The 16,526-nt window shown below is 75.5% G+C and carries 9 protein-coding genes; 6 read left to right on the top strand and 3 right to left on the bottom strand.

Going from position 1 to position 16,526, the window contains the following annotated elements:
* The first annotated feature begins 30 nt into the window (after nucleotides 1-30).
* Nucleotides 31-531, top strand: a complete 501-nt coding sequence (locus RI578_RS22185) for a hypothetical protein (RefSeq protein WP_310872685.1) — start codon at nucleotides 31-33, stop codon at nucleotides 529-531.
* A gap of 39 nt (nucleotides 532-570) precedes the next feature.
* Here RI578_RS22185 and RI578_RS22180 read toward each other — a convergent pair whose 3' ends face one another.
* On the bottom strand, nucleotides 571-1,269 hold the full coding sequence (locus RI578_RS22180) for a pentapeptide repeat-containing protein (protein ID WP_310872684.1): 699 nt from the start codon (nucleotides 1,267-1,269) through the stop codon (nucleotides 571-573).
* Between the two features lie 152 nt (nucleotides 1,270-1,421).
* On the opposite strand from RI578_RS22180, the gene RI578_RS22175 reads away from it, so the two are divergent.
* From RI578_RS22175 to RI578_RS22165, 3 genes are all read left to right on the top strand, one after another.
* Nucleotides 1,422-2,582: an NAD(P)-binding protein gene (locus RI578_RS22175; RefSeq protein WP_310872683.1), complete on the top strand. Its 1,161-nt coding sequence runs from the start codon at nucleotides 1,422-1,424 to the stop codon at nucleotides 2,580-2,582.
* 47 nt (nucleotides 2,583-2,629) lie between these two features.
* The gene (locus RI578_RS22170) at nucleotides 2,630-3,610 is read left to right on the top strand and encodes a zinc-binding dehydrogenase (protein ID WP_310872682.1); all 981 of its coding nucleotides are present in this window, start codon (nucleotides 2,630-2,632) and stop codon (nucleotides 3,608-3,610) included.
* A gap of 66 nt (nucleotides 3,611-3,676) precedes the next feature.
* Complete coding sequence (locus RI578_RS22165; protein ID WP_310872681.1) at nucleotides 3,677-5,179, top strand: MFS transporter; 1,503 nt, start codon at nucleotides 3,677-3,679, stop codon at nucleotides 5,177-5,179.
* Nucleotides 5,180-5,277: 98 nt separating this feature from the next.
* Here RI578_RS22165 and RI578_RS22160 read toward each other — a convergent pair whose 3' ends face one another.
* On the bottom strand, nucleotides 5,278-6,687 hold the full coding sequence (locus tag RI578_RS22160; RefSeq protein WP_310872680.1) for an FAD-dependent oxidoreductase: 1,410 nt from the start codon (nucleotides 6,685-6,687) through the stop codon (nucleotides 5,278-5,280).
* Nucleotides 6,688-6,828: 141 nt separating this feature from the next.
* On the opposite strand from RI578_RS22160, the gene RI578_RS22155 reads away from it, so the two are divergent.
* Together RI578_RS22155 and RI578_RS22150 are read left to right on the top strand one after the other, a co-directional pair.
* On the top strand, nucleotides 6,829-7,710 hold the full coding sequence (locus tag RI578_RS22155) for an aminoglycoside phosphotransferase family protein (RefSeq protein WP_310872679.1): 882 nt from the start codon (nucleotides 6,829-6,831) through the stop codon (nucleotides 7,708-7,710).
* 118 nt (nucleotides 7,711-7,828) lie between these two features.
* On the top strand, nucleotides 7,829-12,955 hold the full coding sequence (locus tag RI578_RS22150; protein ID WP_310872678.1) for a hypothetical protein: 5,127 nt from the start codon (nucleotides 7,829-7,831) through the stop codon (nucleotides 12,953-12,955).
* Here RI578_RS22150 and RI578_RS22145 read toward each other — a convergent pair.
* Complete coding sequence (locus tag RI578_RS22145; RefSeq protein WP_310872677.1) at nucleotides 12,946-16,344, bottom strand: AAA family ATPase; 3,399 nt, start codon at nucleotides 16,342-16,344, stop codon at nucleotides 12,946-12,948. The two genes, RI578_RS22150 and RI578_RS22145, sit on opposite strands and share 10 nt — an antisense overlap.
* Between the last annotated feature and the right edge of the window lie 182 nt (nucleotides 16,345-16,526).

Raw genomic sequence — 16,526 nt, 5'->3', positions numbered from 1 at the left:
CGGCGGCCGGGCCGTGACACCATCACCTGCGTGCTCGACATCGGCTACGCCCTCTCCACCCGCTTCCCCGACCCCCCGCAGACCGACTACCGCCGTGCGGACGTCCGGGCGCTGCGGCACGACCTGTTCTGCGGGGACGTGTATCTCGCCGACACCAAGGCGGACCGGGAGTTCTCCACAGCCTGGGGATGGGTGCCGGTGCTCGACTTCGCCTGGGCGCTGTGCGACATCGTGGAGCGCGTCGACCGGGACCCGGCGGGGTCCAGGGCCGCCCGGCCGCAGCGGGCGGAGCTGGACTTCACCGAGTCCACCGACCGCCTGCTCTTCGAGCGCCGCTTCGGCTGGGTCGACATCGAGGCCGAGTGGCTGCCGGAGAGCGAGCCCCCGCTCTCCTTCTCCCACGCCGAACTGCGCCGGGAGTGCCGCGACTTCCTGCACGACCTGATCGCCGACCTCACCGACATGCACGACGACCTGGCGGACAACCCGGCGATCTGGACCCTCCAGGCCCGCTTCCCGCGGGTCTCCTGAGCGCCTCGGGCGCCGCCTCGCGCCGGCGCCCCGCCCGCCCTACTCCCCCGCCAGCACCCGCACCCCCAGCTCCGCCGCCAGCACCGGCGCCAGGTCCAGCAGCTGGGCCGGGCTGATCACCGCCCCCGACAGCCGGTCCACGCCCCGGGCCAGCTCCAGCGGGGCGGCGCCGCGCAGGTCGACGTCCGTGAGGGTCGCCGCGCTGAAGTCCGCCCCCTTCAGGGCGCAGTCCACGAACTCGACCCGCTCCAGCCGGGCGCCCCCGAAGTCCGGCTCGACCAGGACGCAGCTCTCGAAGACGACGTCCTTGAGGCGGGCCCGGCGCAGGTTCAGATAGTCGATCTTGCCGCCGCGGACCAGCACCCTCTCCAGGACGGCGCCGTGCAGCTGGGTGCCGCCCAGGCGGGCGTCGACCAGCTCGACGTCGCGCAGGGTCGCCTCGGCGAGCCGCGTACCGACGCCCCGGACTCCGCTGAGGACCGAGTCGAGCAGCCGGGCCCGGGTCAGGGACGCCTCGTCCAGCGCGCACCCCGTGAGCGCGCAGTCCATGAAGCGGGCGCCGGCGCCGTCCTGACCGGCGAAGTCGGTGTCCCGGAACTCCAGCCCGTCGTAGTCCCCGTCCGGTTCCAGCTGCCCTCCGTCGTGCGGCTCCAGCGGCGGCAGCCGCAGCTCCGGGCGCCGTGCCGCCCGTACCTTCGTCGCACCCGTACCGCCGCCGCCCGCCGCTCGCCTCGCCATCCCCCCATGCTGCACCCCGGCACTGACAACCCGCTCCGGCCTGCGCGAACGCCTTTTCTCCCGGCCGCATGTCACATTCGGCACCCCGCGGCCGTCGTACTCGCAGACAGGCACCACACCAGGCGACCCCGACCCGAGGGAGACCCCGAGCCATGCATCGCATCACCGTCATCGGCGGCGGCTTCGCCGGACTGACCGCGGCCATCACCGCCGCCGAGGCGGGCGCCAAGGTCACCGTCCACGAGGCGCACCACACGCTCGGCGGACGGGCCCGGACGGCCGACGGCCGGTACCGGACCAACGACGGCCCGCACGCCCTCTACAACGGCGGCCCGCACTGGGCGTGGCTCAAGCAGCGCGACCTGATCGGTCCGCTCGCGCCGCTCCCGCCGCTGGAGGGGGCCCGGCTGCGGCTGCGCCACAAGGGCGTACTGCGCCGCACCCCGCCCTTCGCCATGCTCAAGCTGCTGCGCCGGGGCGCCGGACAGGCCCCCGTGGACACCGACTTCCTGACCTGGGCGACCGGCGTCGCGGGCGAGGAGGGCGCCCGGGCCGCCGCCCACTACTGCGCCGTCGCCCTCTTCCACCACGACCCGGGGTCGCTGTCCGCCGCCTTCGTGCAGGAGCGGCTGCGCCGGGCCACCAAGCTGCCGCCCGAGGCGCACTACCCGCGCGGCGGCTGGTCCGGGGTGATCGACCGGATGGCGGCCCTCGCGTGGAACCTCGGGGTCCGGGTGGAGACGCTCTCCCGCGTCGACGCGGTGCCGGCCGGCTCCCCGGTCGTCGTCGCCACCTCTCTCGACGCCGCCCGCCGCCTGCTGGGCGACCCCGCGCTGAGCTGGCCCAGCGGCCGCACCACCCTGATCGACCTGGCGGTACGGACCCGGCGCGGCGACGCCTTCGCGGTCTCGGACCTGGACGCACCGGGCTGGATCGAACGGTTCACCGCGCAGGACCGCACGCTGGCCCCGGCGGGCGAGCAGCTGATCCAGGGACAGATCCCCATCGCGCCCGACGAGTCGAAGGCCGACGGCACCGCCCGCGCCGAGCAGCTGCTCGACCTCGGCTTCCCCGGCTGGCGCGAGCGCCTCACCTGGCGGCGCGAGGCGATCGCGAACGGCCGTACCGGCGCCGTCGACCCGCCCGGCACGACCTGGCGCGACCGGCCCGCCGTCGACCGCGGCGACGGGGTCTACCTCGCCGGTGACCAGGTCGCCGCTCCGGGGCTGCTGTCGGAGGTGTCGTTCAACAGCGCGCTGACGGCGGTGTCCCTGGCCCTCGGCCGGCGGGAGCTTGACCTCAAGGGTGCTTGAGGTCGTTGGGTGGGACGCACACAGCCCGCCTCACCCTGGGGGATCCCATGCGCGCCATCCGCCTGCACGCCTTCGGCCCGGCCGAGAACCTCACCCTCGAAGAGGTCGAGGATCCGCGGCCGGGCCCGGGCCAGGTCCGGATCGCCGTCCGCGCGGCGGGCGTCCACCTCCTGGACACCACCCTGCGCGAGGGCATCCAGGGACCGGCGCCCGAGCTTCCCGCCCTGCCCACGGTCCCCGGCCGCGAGGTGGCGGGCGTCGTCGAGTCCCTCGGGGAGGGCGCGCCCGGAAGCCTGCTCGGCGTGCGCGTCGTCGTCCACCTCGGATTCGCGCCCGGCGGCTACGCGGAACTCGCCGTCGCCGACCACGCCCGGCTGCACGAGATCCCCGGGAACCTGGACTTCGCCGAGGCCGTCGCCATGATCGGCACGGGGCGTACGACGATGGGGATCCTGCAGTTCGCCGACCTCGGTCCCGGTTCGGTGGCCGTGGTCCCGGCCGCCGCCGGCGGTATCGGCACCCTGCTCGTGCAGTACGCCAAGAACGCCGGCGCCACGGTGATCGGGCTCGCCGGCGGCCCGGAGAAGACCGCCCGCGTCGCCGCGAACGGCGCCGACTTCGCCGTCGACTACCAGGACCCGCGATGGCCGGCCGCGGTCCGCGCCCACCTGGGCGGCGGCGGTGCCACCGTCGTCTTCGACGGCGTCGGCGGGGACGTCGCCCGCGAGGCCGTCGCCCTGCTCGGGCCCGGCGGCAGGCACCTCGTCTTCGGCTGGTCGGGCAAGGGGCTGCACGACGGCGCCCCCTACCTCGTCGACGGCGTCTCCCAGCAGGTGCTCGGCCCGGTGATGATGGAGCAGGCCGGCGGCCCCGATCCCGTACGCACCCTGGAACTGCGCGCCCTCACCGAGGCCGCCGAGGGCCGGCTCACCCCGGCCGTGCACCGCTTCCCGCTCGCCGGCGCCGCCGCCGCGCACCGCGCGCTGGAGACCCGGGCGACGACCGGGAAGGTGGTCCTGGAGCCATGAAAGGCGGCGGTACGACCACCTGCGCAACGGGATGCGATACGCCCCGTTTCATGGTCTTCTGGCCAGATGAGTGGCACCCGGACAGGTGAGCCGGCCGCGCCCGCGGAGGCCGACCCCCGCCGCTGGTGGGGGCTGGTGGTGATCGCCCTGGCCCAGCTGATGGTCGTCCTCGACGCGACCATCGTGAACATCGCGCTGCCCTCCGCGCAGCGCGACCTGGGCATGTCCGACGGCAACCGCCAGTGGGTGATCACCGCCTACACCCTCGCCTTCGGCGGTCTGCTGCTGCTCGGCGGCCGGATCGCGGACCTGGTGGGGCGCAAACGCACCTTCGTCATCGGGCTGATCGGCTTCGCCGCCGCCTCCGCGATCGGCGGCGCCGCCACCACGTCGGCGATGCTCTTCGGCGCCCGCGCCCTCCAGGGCGTCTTCGCCGCCGTCCTCGCGCCGTCGGCACTGTCGCTGCTGGCGACCACGTTCACCGAACCGAAGGAGCGCGGGAAGGCCTTCGGCATCTACGGCACGCTGGCCGCCAGCGGCGCCGCCGTGGGTTTCATCGTCGGCGGTGTACTCACGGAGTACCTGAACTGGCGCTGGTGCCTGTACGTCAACATCCCCATCGCCGTCGCCGCCGTGATCGGCGCCTTCCTGCTCCTGCACGACCGCCCCGGACACACCGGCGCCCGCCTGGACGTCCCCGGGGTCGTCCTCGGCTGCGGCGGTCTGGTCGCGCTCGTCTACGGCTTCAGCGAGGCGCAGCCACGCGGCTGGACCGACCCGCTGGTGCTGGCGCTGTTCGCCGCGGGCGTCGTGCTCCTCGCGGTCTTCGTGTGGTGGCAGACCCGCGCCCCGAGCCCGCTGCTGCCGCTGCACATCATCCGCGACCGCAACCGCGCCGGCTGCGTCGTGACGATGATGCTGGCCGTCGTCGGCATGTTCGGACTCTTCCTGTTCATGACCTACTACCTCCAGGAGATCCTGCGCTACTCGCCCCTGAAGACCGGCCTGGCGTTCCTGCCGATGACCGCCGCGATCCTCGTCGGCTCCACCCAGATCTCGGCCCGGCTGCTGCGCCGCGTGGGCCCGCGCATGCTGATGGTCCCCGGCATGCTCCTCGCCTCCGGCGGCATGGTGATCCTCACCCGGATGACCGTGGACTCGGCGTACGCCACCGCGATCCTGCCCGCCCTGCTCCTGATGGGCCTCGGCATGGGCCTGACCTTCATGCCGGTCTTCTCCACCGCCACCGCCGGGGTCGCCCCGCGGGACTCCGGCGTGACCTCGGCGACGGTCAACACCGCGCAGCAGGTGGGCGGCTCGATCGGCACGGCGCTGCTCAACACCATCGCGACCAGCACCAGCGCGTCCTACATCGCCTCCCACCTCACCGGCCCGTCCCAGCGGGAGTCGGTCGTCCGGGAGGGCATCGTCCACGGCTACACGGTCGCCATCTGGCTGGCCGCCGGCATCATGCTGCTGGCGGGCCTGGTCGCGGGCCTGATGGTGACGGCCAAAGCCCCGAAACCCGGCACCCCGGCCGACCGGCCGGTGCCGGAACCGGTGGCCTAGGGGGACAAGGGGCCCCGCAGTCTGCCGTCCGCGGGGCCCCTGCAAGTGTCCGGTCTGCGCCCGGCGTGCGTCCGGCGTGCGTCCGCGCGGGCGCAGTCTCAGCTTCGGCCCGCCACGCGGTCCGCGATCCGTGCCAGCCGGGACGACCCCGCGCCGTGGCTCGTGCGTTCGCGCCGGTCGGCCTCGCGGTAGACGGCGTACATGCCCTGCACGCCGAGCCAGCGCAGGGGCTCCGGTTCCCAGCGGCGCACCCGGTGGTTCACCCAGGGCAGTTCGGTGAGGTCGGTTCGGCCGCCCTGGCCCGAGTCGTGCTGGACCAGGTCGCACAGGGTGCGGGCGGCGAGGTTGGCGGTGGCGACGCCGGAGCCGACGTAGCCGCCCGCCCAGCCGAGGCCCGTGGAACGGTCCAGGGTGACGGTCGCGCACCAGTCGCGGGGCACGCCCAGGACGCCCGACCAGGCGTGCTCGACGCGCAGTCCGGCGAGGGACGGGAAGAAGCGGACGAGGATCTCGCGCAGCGCCTCGACCGTCGCCGCCTGCGTGGTGCCGTCGTTGTCGGTGCGGGAGCCGAAGCGGTACGGCACTCCGCGCCCGCCCAGCGCGATCCGGCCGTCGGCGGTGCGCTGGGCGTACATGTAGGCGTGTGCCATGTCGCCGAGGGTCTGCCGGTCCGCCCAGCCGACGGACTCCCACTGGGCGTCGGTCAGCGGCTCGGTGGCGATCATCGAGGAGTTCATGGGCAGCCAGGTCCGCCGCTGGCCCTTGAGGGAGGCGGTGAAGCCCTCGGTGCAGCGCAGGACGTAGGGGGCGCGGACGGTGCCGTACGGGGTGACCGCGTGCCGGGGACGGATCTCCGTCACCGGCGTCGACTCGTGGATCGTCACGCCGAGGCGCTCCACGGCCGCCGCGAGGCCCTTGACGAGTTTCACCGGGTGCAGGCGGGCCCCGTGCGGGGTCCAGGAGGAGCCGACCGCGTCCGCGACCCTGATCCGCTCGGCCGTCTCCCGGGCGCCGTACAGCTCCCGGTCCTTCTCGCCGTAGGCCAGTTCGGCCTCGTGGAACGCCTTCAGCCGGGCCGCCTGCGCGGGCGTGCACGCCACTTCGAGCACCCCGCCCTTGTGGACGTCGGCGTCGATGTCCTCGGCTTCGGCGGCGCGGATCACCTCGTCGACGGTGTCGTTCATCGCCCGCTGGAGGCGCACCGCGGCCTCGTGGCCGTGGAGTCTCGCGTACCGGTCGCGGCCCGCGATGCCGTTGTAGAGCCAGCCGCCGTTGCGGCCGGAGGCGCCGTAGCCGCAGAACTTCTGCTCCAGGAGGGTGATCCGCAGGAAGGGGGCGGCCTGCTTCAGGTAGTACGCCGTCCACAGGCCCGTGTATCCGCCTCCGACGATCACCACGTCCGCCGACGCGTCGCCGGCGAGCGGCTCGCGCACCGCCGCCGGGAGACCGTCGTCCGCGTACCAGAAGGAGATGCCACCGTTGACGACGCCGCTGGTCGAGCTGCTCATGGCAAGGACGTTAGCCCTGGTGAACGACGCCTGTCTCCTTCGGATTCCGTCGAATTTCCGGGCCTGCGGGGACCGGAGGGGTGCCGTCGGCGCCGGATAATCCCGTGACCGCCGGGCCGCCCGCCGGTAGCGTCGGCCGACGTGATCGACGTTCCGGACGCGCTCGCCGTCTCGCAGGTGAAGTACAACGGTGCGGCGGGCCGCGCCTTCATCGACGGACTGCCCGCGCTGGCGGCCGGCTTCCTGGACCGCTGGGAGCTGCGCCTCGACGGGCCCTCCATGCACGGCTGGGCGGCCCTGGTGCTGCCCGTCGTGCGCCCCGACGGCACACCGGCCGTGCTCAAGCTCCAGATCCGCGACGAGGAGACCGAGGGCGAGCCCGTCGCCCTGCGGCTGTGGGACGGCGACGGGGCGGTACGGCTGCTCGACCACGACCCGGCCACCGGCACCATGCTCCTGGAGCGCCTCGACGCGGCCCGCATGCTCAGTCACGTCGAGGACTCCCGCGAGGCCGTCCTCGTCATCGCCCGGCTGCTCGCCCACCTCACCGCCACCCCCGCGCCGCCCGGCGTGCGCCGTCTCGGCGACATCGCGCGGGGCATGCTGGAGCGGACGCCGTGGGCGCTGGAGCGCATCGCGGACCCGGCGGACCGACGGCTGGTCGCCGACTGCGCCGCCGCCGTGCGCGAGGTCGCCGACGAGCCCGGCGACCGGCTGCTGCACTGGGACCTGCACTACGACAACGTCCTCGCCGCGGACCGCGCCCCCTGGCTCGCCATCGACCCCAAGCCGCTGGCCGGCGACCCCGGGTTCGACCTGCTCCCGGCCCTCGACAACCGCTACGACCCGGACGAGACCCGGTGGCGTTTCGACGCCATGACCGACGTCCTCGGACTGGACCCGGAGCGGGCCCGCGCCTGGTCCCTCGGCCGCGTCCTGCAGAACAGCCTGTGGAACGTGGCGGACGGCGACCCGCTGGAGACCGAGCAGTTGGAGATCGGGCGGCTGTTGCGGACGGGGTGAATTGTCAAGGCCCGCCGGATGCACCGTGGTTGAACAGCGAAAGAGGTCTCGTCGACGATCTCCCCGAACCCGGCCGCATGCCCCGTACGGCCGCTTCCGCGTCCATACGCTGACGCGGGTGCGAGGACAGCGGCAGGGACAACGGCAGACGGACGAGCGCCAGGACGGCGCCCGTGGGCGGACGCCCTCGGTGCCCCGGGCGGAACGCGCGCACGACCTGGGTCGGGCCGGCGGCCCCGGGCCGCGCTCCATGCTCGCGCTCCAGCAGAGCGCCGGCAATTCGAGGGCCACGCGGGCGATGCGGCCGGGTACGGCGAACAGCGCGGCCGCGCCGGGCGGGCCGGGCCTGGGCACCGTGCCGGAGGCCGCCGAGCGCGGCCTGACCCTCCCCCCGTACCTGCTGGGCCTCCAGGCCCCGGGGCTGTCCTCGACGTACGGGCTCACCGGGCACGAGTTCGTCCGCACCGTGGTGGCCGGCGCCGTCGCGCGCGCCGACGGCACGGTCGCCGAGATCGCGGCGGAACTGGCCGCGCGGCCCGAGACGTTCTACGGGCGGGGCCGCGCGTTCGCCGTCGAGGGGGGCGAGGGGCGGGGCTGGTTCGACGTGACCGTCACCATTTCCCCGGCCACCGACGAACGGCCTCCGGAGATCGAGCCGGCCGCCCTCGCGCGGGCCCAGGAGGACGCCACCAAGGTCGACGTCCACCACAACTCGGCCGCCGCGGTGGGTTCCAGTTCGGGCGGCTCGACGAGTTACGGCGCGGGCGGGACCTTCTTCGGGCTCGCGCCCGTCGCGCCGGGCCTGTACCTGGGCGGCGTGGGCATGGCGCAGGCCCAGCCCTGGCAGTCGTCGCAGGAGAGCCGCAGCCAGAAGGGCGTGGCCGAACCGCGGGTGCTGCGCAGCGAGTCGGGGTCGGTCGAGGTACCGCGCAGGGTGCGTTACGGCGTACGGATCAGGCAGCAGGACGCGGCAGCCGCACCGCCCGTGTACGGCACCGGCACGCTGACCATGCGGGTGCCGACCGAGAGCCTCGTGCCGTACGACACCGCCGCGCCGCCACCGGTCCCGCGCGTCGACGACCCGGCGCTGGCCAGGCGCGTCCGGCACGCCGGTTCCCTCGCCCCGGTCGCCGTCACCGACGACGCCGGGCCGCGCACCGACGACGCCGGGCCGCACGCGGGCGGCGGCGGGCTGTTCGACGCGGTCGCCTCCGTGCTGCACCCCTCGCTCACCGAGCCCGGCTCCCCCGGGCGGGCCCGCCTGTACGCGGCGACCTCCTCCACGGCCGTGCTGGAGGACATGCCCCGGCTGCTGGGCAACGGCGTCGTGAGCGACGACCTGACCGGGCCGGACCCCCGTACGGCCGGCGCGTACCGGATGAGCGCCCGGATCGCCGGCCTCGCCCCGGGCTGGGCCGCCGGCCAGACCCAGCTGCGCACCCACGCCCACGCCCAGCACACGGCCGCCGACGCGGCGGGCAAGGGGCGCTCCGGTGCGATCGGCGCGGGACCGGCCGTCGGTGTCGGCGTGGCCATGAACGCCGCCGTCGCCCGGGCCGGGGCGATGCCCACCGCCGCCGCCCGCAAGGCCCGCTTCACCCAGTACGACCAGACCACGGCCCGCCGGGTGGGCGCCGAGGTCCGGGGCGACAAGGTGCTCTACCTGGCCACCGTCGACCTCACCGTGGAGGGCACCGGGACCAGTTCCGCGAACATGCTGCTGGGCCGGGCCTCCCGGGTGGCCCGCCACTCCCTCCGGATGTGGATGACCCTGCGGGCGGACGAGGCGCAGGACCTGGGGCTGCCGCTGCCGCCCGGGGTGAGCGCCGGCCCGCTCGTCACCAGACCGAAGCGGCGACGGGAGGGAGCCGCGGGCGACCAGGCGACGGAGGAGGACGTCGAGCGTCACCTGCCGTTCGGGGCGATGGGGGCGAGCGTCGCGCTCGACCGGCTGGACACCACCGGGATGATCGCGTCCATCGAGAGGATGTTCGCCGCCGACCCCCGGCTGGAGGGCTTCCTGCCTCCCTTCGGCGACAAGCGGAAGCTCGGCACTCCCGCGGCGGAGGCCCAGGCCCAGCGGCACAACTACCAGGAGCTGGTCACCCGGCTCTCGGAGACCAACCTGAAGGCGAACAAGGACCAGTTGCTGTCCACCGGCGTACCGGTGCGGCTGCGCCGCAAGAGCCGTATGCACGCGCACGACGTGCAGATACGGGTCACCGGCACGCTCGGCGACGCCGAGTACGCCGGTGACATCGAGAAGTGGCTGGTGCGCAGCCACTCCGGCGTCAGCAGCAACCTCCAGAGCGGGCGGAGCAGCTCCCGGTCGGCCGGCTGGTCGGCGATCGGCCAGGTGCGGATCGTCCCCGGCGTCCTGACGGGCTCGGCCCGCCGCGACCGCAACCACATCAGCTCCCGCCGCAACCAGGCCGGACCCACCACACGCAGCGACGTCCTCACCAACGGCTCCGAGGACGCGAGCGTCTTCTCGGCGCCGCTGAACATGCAGGTGCAGATCACCATGACGCACCGGCAGCGCAAGGCCCGGCGCTCGGTCCTGCCCGGCTCACCGGGGCGCGACGTGCCCGAACCCGAGCGGATCGCCCGGATGGACGTGGAGCAGCAGGACGTACGGCTGGTCACGCCGACGGAGTTCACCCTGGACGGCGAGGAGAAGCGGCGCCTCGACGACGACGGGGCCGCGCGCGGGGCACGGCAGCGGGGACCCGAGTGGCGGGTGGACGCCGCGGGCATCGGCGACCTGGCCGCGCTGACGCCCCGCCCGGCGAGCGGCCGGGCCCTGCGGAACTGGACGCTGGTGGAGACCGTCGGCTCCGGCGCCCCGATCCGGGACCTGGCCTTCGACCTGCTGGCCGGGGCGGCGGCCCGGGACAAGGGGGTCCGCGAGGACCGGGCGCTGGGGACCGAGGGCCTCGCACCCCGGCAGGCGATCGAGGAACGGCTCGGTCCGGGCGCGCTCACCGGGGCGCTGCGGCAGGCGGTGTCCTCGGGGTGGGTGGTGAAGAACCTGAAGTACCCGCGCCGGCTCGCCGCGCTGGACGGGGCGGTGGGCATGCGGCTGGCGCTCACCAACCCGCGGGTGACGCACGAGGGTTCGGGACCCGGCACGGAGACCTTCCTGCTCGGCGGTCACCAGGCCGGCGGCCAGGAGGGGCGCGGTACCACCACGACGTACCAGGGCGGGCTGATGGGCCTGCAGAACGGTGCCGAGTGGCGCACCGGGCAGGGCGCGGCGGTGACCCGGAGCAAGGGGGAGAGCACCGCCGGGGCCGTCACCGTGTCCGGCACGGTGGAGCGCAACTCCCACACCCCGCGCAAGGCCCCGCTCTACCTGGTCCGGTGCGATCTCCTGGTCACCATGGTCGCCGAGGTCAAGGTCACCGGCGGCGGCCCGTACGTGACCAAGGAGGCGCGGACGCTGCCGGGCGAGGTGGGGGTGTGGCTGACGGCGGAACAGCTGTCCTCGCAGGGGCTGAGGCTGCCGAAGTCGGCGGCCGAGGCGCTGGGCATGGAGAGCGTGCTCGCGCCCCGGCCGGACCCGGCGGGGGCGGGGGCGGAGGGGTCCCGGCGGGCCGGCGGGCGGCCGGCGGACCGGCAGGCCGGCGCGCCGCTGGTCCCGCCCGCCGACCCCGCCCGCACTCCCGCGCGGCCCGTGCCCGACCTCGACGCCCGCCTGCCCCTCGGTATGGGCATGATCGAGAATCTGCCGAACTTCGTGCCGCTGCTGGCGGAGCTGCGCGCCGCCCTCGCCCGCCGTGACAAGTCCCTGGCGGCGGACCTGCTGCCGCGCCGGCAGTTGGACGACCCCAACGACAACGTGCAGCGGCTGCTGCGCGTCCTGGACCGGGACGGCTCCGAGGGACTGCTGTCGAGCGCCATGGACGGCGGCGTCACCGTGGAGCTGTTCGACGGCCGCAGGACGCCGTACTGGGCGGTGTTCCGGGTCCGCCGGGCGGGTCCCGGCAGGTTCGCCGAGATGGCGACCGACAAGCGGGACATGGAGTACATCACCTCGGCCACCGCCCAGCGGACGGACTCCCAGGAGCAGGGCGGCTCGCTCGGCGCGGAGGGCGTCCTCGCCGGCTCCGCCAAACCGGAGGGCGGTGCCGGGGTGCTCAAGAGCACGGGCGGGGTCGCGGGCCTCGGCGCCGCCACGGCCGACTCGCAGCGCACGGGCTCGGCCTCCCGCGCCCAGGTGGGCATGAAGCTGGTCGCCGACTCCGCCACGGCGCCGGCGAAGATGCGCGTGCCGGTCGACGCCTCGCTGGAGCTGCACTCCGCGAAGGGCCGGGTGGCTCTGGCCCAGTCGGGGCGCAAGGAGCTGGTACACCGTGTGCCGAAGGACGACCTGACGGCCCTGGCCCGGCTGGAGCCCGTCACCGCCCGGCCGGCCGGCGAACGGCCGCCGGCCGCCGCGGACGCCGACCCGGCACGGCTCGGCGCCTGGCGCGACGGGGGAGTCCGGCTGCCGCTGGAGGCACAGGTCAACGGCTTCCAGGGGGCTCCGCAGGTACGGCAGTTGGTGGACGCGGCGGTGAAGGAGGCCGGCGGCGGGCGCCGCTACCGCGACACGGGGCAGTCCGCCGCGTACACCCTCCAGGAAGCCGTCTCCACCGAGTGGTTGATCTCGGCGCTGCCGCTGCTGACCAACGCGGGGGCGGAGCTGCCACCGGTGCACGCGAGCGGGCTCCAGGGCCAGGATCTGCACGCTTCGGTGCACGCGCGGCTGCGCGCCGGCAAGGTGCTCGGCACCGGTGCCAAGATGTCGTTCGAGGCGATCGCGCCCAGCGGCCCGGAGGGCCCCAGGCCCACCCAGGAGGACGGCCAGTACTCGGCGGACCGCGGGCGGGCGGGGCGCGGACTGTTCGGTGCGGGCCTGCTCAACGCCACCGAGTTCCGGCTCAACCAGGCCCTGGCCAACGCGGACAGCGCGGGCGGGGCGGCCGACATGACGGCGAACGGCTCCGGCTCGATGCCGGTGCACAAGCCCAAGCAGCGCTCCGTCCTCGTCCAGTTCACGGTGGACGTGCGGGTGGTGGCGCGGGTCGTGGCACGCGGCACGCACCGGACCGGGACGGCGGTACGGGAACTGACCCTGCCCGCGCCGGTGGTGGTCCGGATGCCCGAGCCGGTCGCCCGGCGGCTGCTCGCCGAGACGGCGGACGACAGCAGGCTGCGGGCCGCGGAGGGGCGGCTCGCACCCGCCGATCCTCAGTCCTGAGCGGTGCGCCGTGTGGTGTGGCGTGCGGTGTCCCGTGCGGTGGGGTGCGCGGGGTCCTGAGCGGTCCGTGCGGTGGGGTGCGCTTCCCTGGAGCGGCCGGCTCCGCCCAGCGCACCGGGCAGCTCGGTCCTGCGGCGTATCCGCAGTTTGCGGTAGGTGCTGGTCAGGTGGGTCTCCACGGTGCGCCTGGCCAGGTGCAGCAGGTCGGCGATCTCGGTGTTCGTACGTCCGTCGGCGGCCAGTTCGGCGATACGGCGCTCGCTGCCGGTCAGCGCCCCGGAACCGGTCCGCGCCGTCACCGCGCCCCGGGCGCCGCTCTCGCGCAGGGCCTCCCCGGCCGTGGCGAGCAGCCGCAGGGCGCCCTTGCGTTCGGCCAGCTCCGCCGCCTCGCGCAGGCAGTCGCGCGCGCGGCCGCGGTCGCCGGTGGCGGCGAGCTGGCGGCCCTGGGCGATGAGCGCCGCGACCAGCTCCACGTGGGTGTCGACGGGCGCGTCCCGCAGGGTGCGTACGGCCTCCTCGGCCAGCTCCAGGCCGCGCCGCCCGCCGGTCGCGGTGCCCAGCACGCGCAGGGCGCGGCCCACCGTGCGCGGGGTGTTCCACACCCGGGCCAGCCGCAGTTCCTCCGTCGCCAGGGCCAGTGCCTCCTCACCGCCGCCCAGCGCCAGCCGGCACTCCGCGATCGCCGTCCGCCACGGGGTGACGACCGGGCTGACCACCTCGCGGGCGGTCTGGCGCCGTCCGCACTCCAGGAAGTCGTGGAGCGCGCCCGCCGGGTCGCCGGTGGCGGCGCGCAGCACGCCCCGGGCGTACAGGAAGCGGTTCAGCTCCCAGTTCTCCGGCACCTCGCGCAGGTCGAACCGGTCGGCGAAGCGCTGTGCCTCGTCGGTGCGGCCGGTGTGGACCAGCGCCAGCACCGTGTGGGCGTCCCGGTTGGAGGGCCCGGTGCGGGACGGTGCCGGGCCCCCCGCCGCGTCGCCGGTGGCGAGCAGCCGGGCGTGGTCGCCGCGGGCCCCGGCGATGTCCGCGCGGGTGTTGAGGAGCGCGTGCTGCATCGGGTGCAGCAGGGCGGGGTGCTGTCCGGCGAGTCCGCGCTCCACGAGCCGGTCGGCCTCGTCGAGTTCGTCGGCCCACTGGGCGACCGCGGCGGCCGTGCCCAGCAGGAAGGGCTCGGCGAGCGGGTCGGTGGGCTGCGCGAGCAGGGCCCGTACGCGGGTCATCGCCTCCTCGGCCGAGATCAGCGCGGCCGTCGCCGCGTACCGCACGAGCAGGGCCTGTCCGGCGGTGCCCACCAGCTCCGGGGAGTTCTCGCCGGTCTCGCACAGCGACCGGTACACCTCCTGCCGGGTCGCCAGGTCCTCGTCGGACAGCAGCAGGCCGGCGGTCTGCACGGTGCGGGTCAGACCAGGGTGGCCGGACAGGCGGCCCTCCGTTCGCCGCAGCACCTCCATGGCGGTACGGATCTCGCCGCGGCCGGCCAGCGCGGTGCCGAGGGCGACGGCCGTACGCACCCGGTTGCGGGGATCGGCCGGCAGGTGCTGCGCCTCGGCCAGGCGCGCGATGGCCGCCGGGGTGTCGGCCGACGCGTACTCCAGGGAGCCCAGTTCGGTCAGCAGCCGCTGGCGGAGGTCGTCCGGCAGCGGCTCGTCCAGCACCCGGCGCAGATAGCCGACGGCGTCGTCGGGCCGGGCGTCGTGCACGGCGACCGTGACCGCGTCGCGCAGGACACGCAGCGCCCAGGGCAGGCCGACGGCCGGCGTCCGCAGCAGATGCCGGGCGACCGCCTCGACCCGGTCGCCCCGGCGCAGCATCGCCTCCGCCGCCGCCCGGTGCGCCGCCTCCCGGCGGGGCGTGGGCCAGCCGGTGAGCACGGCGTCGCGCAGCAGCGGGTGCGCGTAGCGGGGGCGGCCGGCGGCGTCCGGTCGCAGCAGTCCCAGCCGGGTCATCGCGGCGAGCCACCCGGCGACGCGGGCGGGATCGGCACCGGCCGCCTCGGCGAGCAGATCGACCGGGTCCCCGGCTCCCGCCTCGGCCGCACGTCCCCGGGAGGAATGGAGGGCCTGCCCCGGCGCCGTCCGGTGCGGTGCGTCGGGGGGCCCGGAGAGGCGGCCGTACTGGGGGTAGGGGGCGTGCGGGGCGTACGGCGTGGACTCCGTGCGTTGGGCGTACGGTGCGGGCTGCGTGTAGGGGGTGTGCTGCGTGTAGGGGTCGTGCTGCGCGTACGGGTCGGACTGAGCGGGCGGCGCGTCCTGCGCGTACGGGTCCGACTGAGCGGGCGGCGTGTCCTGGGCGTACGGGTCGGACCGCGCGGGCGGCGCGTCCTGGGCGCGCCGCGTCTCCTCGTCGCCCTGCGCGGACCGCGTGGGCGCCGTGGACGCCGTGGGCTGGGCGCGCCGCGCCTGCTGGTCGTGTCCCGCGCTTTGCGCGTGGTCGGGTGCGGCGGCGGAGTGGCTCGGCTCCGTGTCGGGGGATGTGAGGGCATGCCCGGCCGCCCCGCGCCCGTTCGGCGGGTCCGCCGGGTCGGGGGCCGGGTCGCCGTCCGTGCCCGGTGGCCACGCCTGTTCCAGTGCCGCGAGGCAGCGGGCCACGTCGGCCGTCGCGGGGCCGGCGCTGTTCAGCCACCAGGAGACGGCCGCCGGGTAGGTCCCGGGGTACAACGCGGCGCAGGTGTCGGGCAGGGGCGGGGCGCCGTCGGGTGCGGAGCCGTCCTGCCGCGGGATGCCACCGAGGTCGTCGAGCAGGGCGTGCAGGAGCAGCGGGCTGCCGGCGCCGGCCCGTACGCACTCCCGCGTCCAGCGCGGTCCGGCCGCGGGAAAGGCGGCGCGGACCAGCCCGGCCGCCGCCGCGTCGCTGAGCGGGGCGAGGGTGTGGGTGCGCACGAGGGAGGGTGACAGGGCCTGCGTGAGTCCGGCGGGCCGCGGTTCGATGTCGTACTGGCTGCGCTCGGTGGCCACCAGCAGTACCGGTAATCGGTCGACGCGCCGGGCCGCCTCGACCAGCCAGCGCCGCGAGGCGTCGTCGGCCAGGTGGACGTCGTCCACGGCGACCAGCAGCGGGCCCTCGTCCGCGTACGAGCGCAGCAGCCGCCACAGCCGGGCCGCGCTGCCGCGGTCGTCGCCGCCCGGCGCCAGGTCCGTGAACTCCGGTACCGGACCGAGGAGGTGGAGGACCGTGGCGAAGGGGACGCCGGTGTCCTCGGGTGAGCAGCGGGCCCGCAGCACCCGCAGGCCGAGGCCCGCGGCGTGCCGGGCGGCGGCCTCGAGCACGGCGGTGCGGCCGGTGCCGGTGGCCCCGCGCAGCAGGACGAGGCCGCCGGTGCCGGCCCGGGCGCGCTCGGTCTCGGCCGTGAGCAGCGCCAGGGCGTCGTCGCGTTCGCGGAGCGGTCCGGTCATCGGTGCCTCCTGTGGTGGATGGTGCTCCCCCGGCATGTGAGACGTAGGAATGCGGACGCGGGTGGTGTGAGGTGGCCCACCAACAGGAACGGTCTCCCACGACCCGGGCGGCGGCCGCGGCTGTGCCTGTGCCTGTGCCTGTGGCGAGGCTCACGGTGGTGCGCGCCCGGCGCCACGGACCC

Source organism: Streptomyces sp. BB1-1-1, assembly GCF_031597775.1.
Lineage (GTDB): Bacteria > Actinomycetota > Actinomycetes > Streptomycetales > Streptomycetaceae > Streptomyces > Streptomyces thinghirensis.
The sequence above is the reverse complement of the archived record's forward strand: the minus strand, read 5'-3'. Positions and strand labels throughout refer to the sequence as shown.